Source organism: Mycobacterium sp. (genome assembly GCF_049673265.1).
GTDB lineage: Bacteria > Actinomycetota > Actinomycetes > Mycobacteriales > Mycobacteriaceae > Mycobacterium.
In genome coordinates this window covers 1-10,667 of sequence record NZ_JBATXN010000376.1, presented here as the reverse complement: position 1 = coordinate 10,667, position 10,667 = coordinate 1, and the positions used below count along the sequence as shown (strand labels likewise).

The following is a 10,667-nucleotide window of genomic DNA, read 5'->3' as shown; positions in this document are numbered from 1 at the left end:
GCTCCACCACGACACCCGGGATGCCGCCGATTTGGTCGGCGAGCTCGGCGGCGGCCTTCTCGAGCACCGGGATACTCGCGGCCGCCTCGGCGTTTTCGTGATGTGCGCCGTCGGGTCCGGTCAGCTCAAAAACGTGACTACCCGCCTACCAGATGTCGGGCAGGCCGATGCGCGTGCGTACGTCGGCGAGGTCGCGGCCGCTCAGGATTGCGACCGGACATTGTGCGGTCAAAGATGTCAGCGCGTCGGCCGCGCCATCGACCAGCCGAGCTGCGTCGGGGTCCTCGACGATATCGGAGAGCGTGCCGTCGAAGTCGAAGAACACCGCCGGGCGCCGAAGGGTCATTGCGTCGAGGGCACGCAGCGCGTCGGGCAGTTCGGACATCCGGCGATCACCGGTGCGCACGTCGATCTCGCGCAGATCGCTGATCACCGCGTCGGCCCCGCGGCTGCGCAGCTCGTCGGCCCGTTCGGTGGTGTCGATGGCGATCACCAAGGCGAATCCAGCGCCCCGGGCGGCCAAGACGCCGTCCGAGCTCGCCGTGATGACGGCTGACCGGCCGGGCCGACCGACGGCCTCGGTGGCCACACCGGCCTCGCGCAGTTGCGTGACGAGCGGGTGGTCGGTAGCCAGGTCGTCGAGGTCGAACAGCACCGCGTCATGGCGGCGCGGGTCGATGGTGACCGACAATTCGGCTGTCCTACCTTCCGGGCGTCCGGCGACTTTGCCGCTAGCCAGAGTAGTCAGACCGATTTGTTGGCGAACAGCAAGACCGAGTCTTGGCTCAGCATTTCCAAACGGGTAATGGCTGTTTCAATGCCATTCGCCAGTTCGTCGACGTCGGCTCCGGCGTTGTAATCGGCGGTGATGCCGAACACCAAATCGTCGGCGTAGCTCAGCACCGCAACACCGGTGCGCAACCGCAATGCGATGGGGGGAATCGGCAGCAGGCGCGCTACCTTGCTGCCCATCATCTGCAGCTGGCGTCGAGGACCGGGGACATTGGTTGCCAGCGTCACAATGCCGCGTTGCGGTAGACGGGTGAGTAACCGAATCACCCATGAGGACAACATGAACGGGACATAATTGGTCGCCGAGACGGCCACCCTGCCTGCCTGTCGCTGCCCGCCGTGCTTGGCCCGGGTCATCCGGCTGTGGACGATCCGCAATTGCTGGATCGGATCAGCCTGTTCGACCGGGAGATACGGCAGCATGACCGAAAGGCGGTTACCCGGCTTGTCGAGCGCATCGGGCGAACGCACCGACACCGGCACCAGCGTGCGCAACGAGTCTGGCCGTGGCTCCTCGCCGCGGTGCAGCAACACCGAGCGGAAGCCCTCGGTAATCGCGGTGAGCGCGACGTCGTTGACGGTCACGTCGAACTTGCGGCATACCTGTTCGATGTCGGCAAGGGGAACACGCACCGCGCGATAGCGCCGCATCGCGGTGACCGGCCCTACCAGCGAGGAGTCGGCGTTGGGCCGGAGCAGGCCGACGGCAAGTTCGGCGGCCCCGCTCACCGTCCGCGCAGCCGCATCGGTGAGGCCGGTGGTCGCGCGCCAGAGATTGCTCAACGGGTTGCTGTGCGGGTCGGGATCCGGCACCGGCTTGAGATGTGAGTGCGCGGCGGCGCTCCGTTTGGCGGCGACTGGTCGGGTGAATGCGTCGCCGTCGACGTCATCGCAGAGTCGGGCGAGTATGCGGGTGGCCGAGATTCCATCGGCCATGCAGTGGTGGATTTTCATCAAGATCGCCCAGCGATTGCCCTTGAGGCCCTCGATGACCCAGCATTCCCACAGCGGGCGATCCCGATCCAGGCGGCGCTCCAACACATCAGCGACAACCCGAAACAGTTCGCCGTCATCGCCGGGCCGCGGAACCGCTATGCGGCGCACGTGCCTGCTGAGGTCGAAGTTCGGATCATCGATCCAATGCGGAGCGCCGATATCGAACGGCTGGGTCCGCAACAATTGCGTGCAACGCGGTATCGCCCGGACACGCTCTGCAAAAACGTCTTTGAACATGTCGTGATTAGGTGCGGGACCGTCGATGATCGCGACTCCGCCGATCGCCAGGCTGACGTTGCGGTCCGAATCCTCGGCCATGAGGAAACCCGCATCGAGCGCATTAAGTTGCTCCACGACTTGTTACCGCCGTCCACTTCTAAGATTTGTCCTGAGTATCCGCGGGCCAGGTGGCCCCGAGATTAAATCGTGTTAACAACTGCTGTCGATTGTGTGGCAAGACTATTCACGGAACTTCACCGTGCTTCGTCAACCAGGTTTGCTCGGCGACGCGTCGAAAGTTTGCGCCCATCACCGCGGCAACGTCGGCGTCGTCCCAGCCTCGTGCACTGAGGTGATGGCCGATGCCGATGAATGTCTCTGGTGGCATCCACTGGATCGGTCCCCAACGGGTATAGCTTTCGTCGAACAGGCCGGGGTTGGCTGCGAGCTCGTGGATGAAGTCGCCGCTGTCGAACGAGAAGTCGGTACTGATTCCCACGTGGCCGATTCCGACAAGTTCGACGGCGTATTCGATGTGGCGCGTCATTGCCTCGAGCGTCGGAGTGTTGGGGCCCAAGAAGATTCCTACACCCGTCACTCCTATGACGCCGCCGGTGGCGGCGCAGGCTCGGGCCTGCTCGTCGGTGATGTTGCGCGGATGGTCCCAGATGCTGCGCATACAGGAGTGGCTGTACACGGCTGGACGATTTGTGATTTCGCAGATGTCGAGGCCGGTGCGGGGACTGCAGTGCGATCCATCAGGGACCATTCCGGCTTTGTTCATTTCCGAGATCAGCTTCCGCCCCCACGTCGTGAGGCCGGTGTCGTGGACGTCGAGGCAACCGCAGCCGGCAATGTTTGCGTGGTTGTAGGTCGGCAACATTGTCCGGATACCAAGTTGAGCGAGTCGGGCGACGTTCGTGAGATCGCCCTCCAGCGGGGCGCAATCCTCAAGGTCGAAAGCCACCGCGATCTCGTCGGGCGAGAAGTCGCCGGCTTCCGCTAACACCAAAGCGGGGTGATTTTCGACCGCCTGCTGGAAGCCTTCGACGAAATCCAGCACGTCGGCAAGGCGGTGGGGCGCGTAGCCGACGTTGACCGACACGAAGGTTTCGCCAGGGCGACGGTAGCGGACCAGCGCCGAGATATCGGCATCGCGCCGCAGCGGCAAGCAGGCGTGCTGATCCCAGAGAAGCGAGGTCATGGTTCGAACATGGCCTATTCGCGTCGAGGGTTGCAACTATCGAACATATATTCGATACACTGTCGCTGTGGGTTGGAGCAATGGCCCGCCGAGCTGGGCGGAAATGGAGCGGGTGCTCGACGGGAAGCCGCGCCGGTCCGGCACGCCATCTGTGTGGGGACCACCGGATGACGTTCCGTGGTCCCGCAAGCGCGTGGCGTATCAGCCGCCGGACGATAACCGGACGGTTCGCTCGTCGGTCGCGTATGCCGAGTTGCACACGCATTCGGCGTTCAGCTTTCTCGACGGCGCCAGCACGCCGGAGGAGCTGGTCGAGGAGGCGGTGCGGCTGGATCTGCGCGCTATCGCGCTGACCGACCACAACGGCCTTTATGGGGCGGTGCGGTTCGCGGAAGCGGCCGCGGAATTGGACATGCGCACCGTGTTCGGCGCCGAACTTTCTCTGGCGTCGGCCGCCCGGACCGACGACCCCGATCCGTCGGGCCCGCATCTGCTGGTGTTAGCTCGCGGCCCGGAAGGCTACCGGCGGTTGTCGCGGCAGCTGGCCGCGGCGCATCTGGCCGGTGGCGAGAAGGGCAAGCTGCGGTTCGACTTCGATGCGCTCACCGACGCGGCGGGTGGTCACTGGCACATCCTGACCGGTTGCCGTAAGGGTCATGTCCGTTCTGCGCTGGCTGCGGGCGGGCCGGGGGCCGCCGCGGCGGCGTTGGGCGATCTGGTGGATCGATTCGGGCATAGCAGGGTCAGCGTCGAGCTGACTCACCACGGGCATCCGCTCGACGACGAAGTCAACGCTGAATTAACGGAGTTGGCAACACGATTCGGGCTCAGCTGTGTTGCGACCACCGGTGCGCATTTCGCCGCGCCGTCGAGGCGCCGGCTCGCGATGGCCATGGGCGCGATACGGGCCAGGCAGTCGCTGGACGAGGCGGCCGGCTGGCTGGCCCCGCTGGGCGGTTCCCATCTGCGATCGGGTGAGGAGATGGCCCGGCTGTTCGCGCAGCGCCCCGACGTGGTGACCGCCGCGGCCGAACTCGGCGAGCAGTGCGCCTTCGGCTTGGCACTCATCGCCCCACAGCTTCCGCCGTTCCCAGATGTACCGCCCGGCTCTACCGAGGACAGCTGGTTGCGCGAGCTGGCGATGGCCGGGGCGGAGCGCCGCTACGGGCCGCGAGCACAGGCACGACAGGCATATGCTCAGATCGAACACGAGTTGGAAATCATTGCGCAACTGGCATTTCCAGGCTATTTCCTGGTGGTGTACGACATCACTCGATTCTGCCGGGAGAACAACATTCTGTGTCAGGGCAGGGGATCGGCGGCCAATTCGGCAGTGTGTTATGCCCTCGGCGTCACCGCGGTCGATCCGGTGGCCAACGAGTTGTTGTTTGAGCGTTTCTTGTCGCCGGTTCGCGACGGACCACCTGACATCGACATCGACATCGAATCGGATCTACGCGAAAAGGTCATCCAGTACGTCTACGACAAATACGGCCGTGACTACGCCGCTCAGGTCGCTAACGTGATCACCTACCGCCCGCGAATCGCCGTGCGCGACATGGCCCGCGCGCTGGGTTTCTCGCAGGGACAGCAGGATGCGTGGAGCAAGCAGATCGCGCACTGGGGCGCGCGACCATCGGATGTCGAGGACATTCCCGAGCAGGTGATCGACCTGGCCACCCAGATCCAGAATCTGCCGCGACACATGGGCATTCACTCCGGCGGCATGGTGATCTGCGATCGTCCGATCGCCGATGTTTGTCCGGTGGAATGGGCGCGCATGGAGAACCGCAGCGTATTGCAATGGGACAAAGACGACTGCGCGGCAATCGGCTTGGTGAAGTTCGACCTGCTTGGGCTGGGTATGCTCTCGGCGCTGCACTACGCCATCGACCTGTTGGCCGAGCACAAAGGCATCAAGGTCGACTTGGCCAAACTGGACCTATCCGAATCGGCGGTGTACGAAATGCTGGCCCGCGCCGACTCCGTCGGGGTGTTCCAGGTGGAGTCCCGCGCGCAGATGGCTACCCTGCCGCGGTTGCGGCCAAGGGTGTTCTATGACCTGGTGGTCGAGGTCGCGTTGATCCGTCCTGGGCCTATTCAAGGCGGCTCGGTGCATCCGTACATCCGGCGGCGCAACGGTGTCGACCCCGTCGTCTACGACCATCCGTCGATGGAGTCGGCATTGCGGAAGACGTTGGGAGTGCCGTTGTTTCAGGAACAGCTGATGCAGCTTGCGGTGGACTGCGCAGGCTTTTCTGCCGCCGAGGCCGATCAGCTACGGCGCGCCATGGGATCCAAGCGGTCGGCGGAACGCATGCAACGGCTGCGCGGCCGGTTCTACGACGGCATGCGGCGAATGCACGGCGCCGACGATGAGTTGATCGACCGGGTATACGAAAAGCTAGAAGCCTTCGCGAATTTCGGCTTTCCGGAGAGTCACGCGCTGAGCTTCGCATCGCTGGTGTTCTACTCGTCGTGGTTCAAGCTGCATCACCCTGCTGCGTTCTGCGCGGCGCTGCTGCGCGCACAGCCGATGGGCTTCTACTCGCCGCAGTCGTTGGTGGCTGATGCCCGCAGGCACGGGGTGACGGTGCACGGCCCATGTGTGGTGGCCAGTCTGGCGCACGCCACTCTGGAAAACGCCGGTATGGAGGTGCGGCTGGGGCTTGGCGGTGTTCGTCATATCGGGGATGACCTGGCCGAGAAGATAGTCGAAGAGCGAAAAGCGCACGGCCCCTTTGCTTCTCTATTGGACTTGACGGGCCGGGTGCAACTCTCCGTGCCGCAGACCGAAGCACTGGCCACCGCAGGAGCGCTGAGCTGCTTTGGGATCTCCCGGCGCGAGGCGCTGTGGGCGGCCGGGTCGGCCGCCACCCAACGGCCGGACCGCTTGCCGGGGGTGGGCTCGTCGTCGCACATCCCGGCATTACCCGGAATGAGCGAGCTGGAATTGGCCGCCGCCGACGTGTGGGCCACCGGCATTTCCCCGGACAGCTATCCAACCCAATTCCTGCGGTCGGATCTGGACGAGATGGGTGTGCTGCCTGCTGATGCCCTGCTGTCGGTGCCCGACGGGGACCGGGTACTGATCGCCGGGGCAGTCACGCATCGGCAGCGGCCGGGCACGGCGCAGGGGGTGACGTTTCTCAACATCGAGGACGAGACCGGGATGGTCAACGTGCTCTGCACACCGGGAGTATGGGCGCGACATCGCAAGCTGGCACAGACAGCGTCGGCGCTGCTGATCCGTGGGCAGGTCCAAAACGCCAGTGGCGCAATCACCGTCGTGGCCGAGCGGTTAGCCAAACTCACGCTGACGATCGGGTCGAAGTCCCGAGATTTTCGCTGACCCTTTTACGTCGAGCGTGAAGCAGTTGCCAAAAATCTGGCGAAAACTCGCAACAGCTTCACATTCGGCGAGCGAATGTAGTCTCCACACCATGACCTTGAACCTGTCTGTCGACGAAGTCCTGACCACCACCCGCTCGGTTCGCAAGCGCCTCGATTTCGACAAGCCGGTGTCCCGCGAAGTGCTAATGGAATGCCTGGAATTGGCGCTGCAGGCGCCGACCGGCTCCAACTCACAGGGCTGGCAATGGGTTTTCGTCGAGGACGCCGACAAGAAAAAGGCCATCGGCGACATTTATCTGGCCAATGCGCGGGGCTATCTCAGCTCGCCGGGAGCTGAATATCCCGAAGGAGATACCCGCGGTGAGCGAATGGGCGCGGTGAGAAGTTCCGCGACTTACCTTGCCGAGCACATGCACAAGGCGCCGGTGCTATTGATCCCCTGCATCGAGGGCCGGGAGGAAACCTCCCAGGTAGGTGGCGTCTCATTCTGGGCGTCGCTGTTCCCGGCTGTGTGGAGTTTCTGCCTTGCCCTGCGTTCGCGTGGGCTGGGCTCCTGCTGGACGACGCTGCATCTGCTTCGTGACGGTGAGAAGCAGGCGGCCGAAGTGCTTGGCATTCCTTACGACAAGTACAGCCAGGGTGGCCTGTTTCCGATCGCCTACACCAAGGGCACGGATTTCCGGCCGGCCAAGCGGTTGCCGCCCGAACAGCTGACCCACTGGAATGCCTGGTAGGCAGGGTTGAATTGCCCGCCTCCTCCTCAGGACGCTCCGCGTCCTGCATCGTCAGCGGGCGCCGCGCCAGCGAACCCCTGCTGGCGCCACGCCTCGTAGACGGCGACTGCGGCAGCGTTGGCAAGATTGAGCGAGCGCCGTCCCGTCAGCATGGGGATGCGGACGCGGTCGGTGATGTGAACGTCGGCCAGGGTCGTGGAATCCAGCCCGGTCGGCTCGGGGCCGAACATCAACACGTCTCCGGCCTGATACCGCACATCGGTGAACAACGACGTCGCATGCGCGGTGAAGGCGAACACTCGCTTCGGCGACAGCGCCTTCCAGGCGGCGTCCAATGACGGGTGCACGGTGACCGAGGCTAGGTCGTGGTAGTCCAGCCCGGCTCGGCGCAGCTTGGGTTCGGACAGGTCGAAGCCAAGCGGCTCGACGAGATGCAGTTCGGTTCCGGTGGCCGCCGCGGTCCGGATTGCATTGCCGGTATTAGGCGCTATACGCGGAGAGTAAAACAGCAGCCGAAACATCTGTCGATCATGACAGTTGTCGTTAGACAATTTGCTCGGCTATCCTTCGCGGTGTCCGGCACGAGTCGACGAACTCTGTCTGTTCAGTAAGAATTGTGGTCTCCGTACCCGCTGGCTGGCATACTCGTCGAATTGCCAGGCGTATACCGCTCGCCGTCACTCGGGGCGGGCGTCATCAGCAGGAAGCCTCATGAACGACGCGCCAACCATGCATATCAGCGCAGCGGTCGCCAGCACGGATGTAGTCCGGTGACCATGTTTGCCCGTGCGACGCGGGCGGTTCTGCCGACTAAAAATAACACCGCAGACCTCGACGGCGCCGAGTCCTCATCGGTGAAACGGCCGGCCTCATGGTCGCTACGAAATTGGCCGGTGCGGTGGAAAGTCGTCGCCATTGTGGCTGTGCCTTTAGTGCTGGCGATGGTTTTCGGGGGATTCCGTATCTCGGGCGCACTGACTGAGGCGCACGACCTCCGGTTGGCCGCTGATCGCGCCGAGGTGGTTCCGGCGATTACCAAATTCATGTCGGCTCTCGATGTCGCATTGCTGGCGAGTTCCACCGGAGGCGACGCCGAGGGCGTGAAAAAGAACTTCGACGCGCGCAAACATGAGCTGAAGGCCCGGCTGGCGGAAACCGACGTTCCCGCCGATGTGGGCGCGGGGGTCAACGCCCTGCTGAACGGCGGGCAGGCGTTGCTGAACGCAGTCGCATCGAACTCCATTGGTTTGCGCGAACGAGTCACCACCTACGCGCCGATCCTTTTGACCGCTGAAAATGCAATCGACGGATCGGTACGCATCGACAACGTGCAAATCCGGGCGGCGGCTCAGGGGCTGAGCCGCGCGATCGGGGCCCGCGGCCAAATGATGATGCAGCAGCTGCTGATCACCCGCGGCGGAGACCTGCCCGAACCCGAGTTGCGCACGTCGATGATCACGCTCGCCGGTACCGAGCCGTCGACGCTGTTCGGGATGGCTGAAGTGCTCGGGGTCGGCTCAGCCGAAGCCAAGACGCTGCAGCAGCAGATGGTCACCCGGATGGCCGTCATGTCCGATCCGACCAGCAAGCTCGTCAACAACCCTGCGCTACTGCACTCGATACAGACCACCGACGCGATCGCCGGGCATGTGATCAAGGACACCACCGCGTTGGTGACGAAATCGGTAGAAGACCAGGCCCACAACCGGCGCGAGGCCGCGATCCGCGACACCGTCATTGTGCTGGCAGCCATCGTCGCCGCCCTCGCCATCGTGCTGGTGGTGGCACGGTCACTGGTCCAGCCGCTGCGCGTACTGCGGGACAGCGCCCTGAAGGTCGCTCACGAGGATCTCGAACGCGAGATCATCCGTGTCCGGGCCGGTGACGAACAGCCGCCCGCGCCGCTGCCGGTTCACACCACCGAAGAAATCGGGCAGGTCGCGCACGCGGTCGACGAATTGCACACCCAGGCACTGCTGCTGGCCGGTGACGAGGCCCGCCTGCGGCTGCTGGTCAACGACATGTTCGAGACCATGTCGCGGCGAAACCGGTCACTGGTCGACCAGCAGCTGTCGCTCATCGACCGGCTGGAGCGCAACGAAGAAGACCCCGATCGGCTCGACAGCCTGTTCCGGCTGGACCATTTGGCCGCCCGGATGCGCCGCAACGGCGCCAACCTGTTGGTGCTGGCGGGGGCGCCGAGCTCGCGGGGAGACCAACGTAGCGCCGTGGCGTTGTCATCGATCGTCAATGCCGCTACCTCGGAGGTTGAGGACTACCGCCGGGTGGAGACGTCGATGCTGCCCGACTGCACGATCACCGGCGCAGCCGCCGGCGATGTCGTCCATCTCCTTGCGGAGTTGATCGACAACGCGTTGCGCTACTCACCGCCTGCTTCGCCGGTACGTGTTTCGGCTTCACAGCGCAGCGACGCTGCGGTTCTGATCGAGATCCTCGACGTCGGGCTGGGTATGACCGACGGCGACCGGCGCATCGCCAACATGCGGTTGCGTGCCGGGGGCGAGGTCACTCCGGACAGCGCTCGTCATATGGGTCTTTTCGTGGTTGGCCGGCTGGCCGACCGGCACGGTATCCGCGTGCGGCTGCGCGGCCTGTCGACCGAGCGCGCACGATCGGGTACGACGGCCGAGGTCTATCTGCCGGCATCGTTGTTGGCCACTGCGGACGGCGACTACGTTGCGCCGCGCGAAACGGCGACGATAGCCCCAGAGGTTTCGGCTGTTTCTCCCGCGGCCGATTCCGCAGCCGCCGCAGTGAATTACGGCGAGACGCCAGATCTCGCCGAGCTGACGGACACCGCAGAGCGCAACGGCTCCCATTCGACCGAATCTCCGGTCACGTTGTTGCCGCGCCGACGGCCTGGATCCAGCGGCATCACCGCGGGTCCGCCCGACCAGCCGGCTCGCCCGGCACGGCGTCAGTCACCGCTGCGCCGACGGGAAAAGGCAGTTGAGCCTGAGTCGGAATCTCCGGAAACCCCTGCAGCTCAACCGGTCTCGAACACGTCGTCGTTCTTCGGCTCGCGCGTGCGCTTCACCCGGCATCAGTCGGCCGAAGCGGAACCGGTGGCACCCGAGCAGGTCGCACCCGAGCCGGTCGTGCCGGAGCCGTCAGCTCAGTTGGAGCCGCAGGAAATCGATGATGCCTGGCCCGCTGAGGCACCCCCAGCGTCGAACGAGCCGGCGGAGACGGATCTGATCTACCAGCGGATGCTTTCAGAGTGGCTGGTCGACCCGCACGATCTGGCCCGTAGCGCCGACTTGGATTGGAAGTCGGTCTGGGACAGCGGTTGGACAGCCGCCGCCGAGGTCGAAAACATGCCCGTGCAGTCCCACACCGACCAGGGC

Annotated in this window: 6 protein-coding genes and 1 pseudogene; 3 read left to right on the top strand and 4 right to left on the bottom strand. The window is 64.5% G+C overall.

Annotated features, from left to right (window positions below):
• The 3 genes and pseudogenes from otsB to WBF82_RS13020 form a co-directional block, all read right to left on the bottom strand.
• A pseudogene (otsB, locus tag WBF82_RS13030) lies at positions 1–691 on the bottom strand (trehalose-phosphatase); the annotation flags it as partial.
• A gap of 53 nt (positions 692–744) precedes the next feature.
• Positions 745–2,142, bottom strand: a complete 1,398-nt coding sequence (locus WBF82_RS13025; RefSeq protein ID WP_424383430.1) for a WS/DGAT/MGAT family O-acyltransferase — start codon at positions 2,140–2,142, stop codon at positions 745–747.
• A 109-nt stretch (positions 2,143–2,251) separates the two neighbouring features.
• Positions 2,252–3,211, bottom strand: coding sequence for a dipeptidase (locus WBF82_RS13020; protein WP_424383429.1), 960 nt, complete (start codon positions 3,209–3,211; stop codon positions 2,252–2,254).
• Between the two features lie 67 nt (positions 3,212–3,278).
• On the opposite strand from WBF82_RS13020, the gene WBF82_RS13015 reads away from it, so the two are divergent.
• Together WBF82_RS13015 and WBF82_RS13010 are read left to right on the top strand one after the other, a co-directional pair.
• Complete coding sequence (locus WBF82_RS13015) at positions 3,279–6,563, top strand: error-prone DNA polymerase (protein ID WP_424383428.1); 3,285 nt, start codon at positions 3,279–3,281, stop codon at positions 6,561–6,563.
• A 91-nt stretch (positions 6,564–6,654) separates the two neighbouring features.
• The gene (locus tag WBF82_RS13010) at positions 6,655–7,299 is read left to right on the top strand and encodes a nitroreductase family protein (protein WP_424383427.1); all 645 of its coding nucleotides are present in this window, start codon (positions 6,655–6,657) and stop codon (positions 7,297–7,299) included.
• Between the two features lie 26 nt (positions 7,300–7,325).
• Here the strand turns inward: WBF82_RS13010 and WBF82_RS13005 are convergent, their stop codons facing one another.
• On the bottom strand, positions 7,326–7,820 hold the full coding sequence (locus tag WBF82_RS13005) for a tRNA (cytidine(34)-2'-O)-methyltransferase (RefSeq protein ID WP_424383426.1): 495 nt from the start codon (positions 7,818–7,820) through the stop codon (positions 7,326–7,328).
• Between the two features lie 255 nt (positions 7,821–8,075).
• On the opposite strand from WBF82_RS13005, the gene WBF82_RS13000 reads away from it, so the two are divergent.
• The coding region (locus WBF82_RS13000) for an ATP-binding protein (RefSeq protein ID WP_424383431.1) at positions 8,076–10,667 on the top strand (2,592 nt) is incomplete at its 3' end.

Bases quoted from the DNA above. Each gene is read 5' to 3' on its own strand.
- WBF82_RS13020 (WP_424383429.1), bottom strand. From the start codon at position 3,211: ATGACCTCGCTTCTCTGGGATCAGCACGCCTGCTTGCCGCTGCGGCGC.
- WBF82_RS13005 (WP_424383426.1), bottom strand. From the start codon at position 7,820: ATGTTTCGGCTGCTGTTTTACTCTCCGCGTATAGCGCCTAATACCGGC.
- WBF82_RS13010 (WP_424383427.1), top strand. From the start codon at position 6,655: ATGACCTTGAACCTGTCTGTCGACGAAGTCCTGACCACCACCCGCTCG.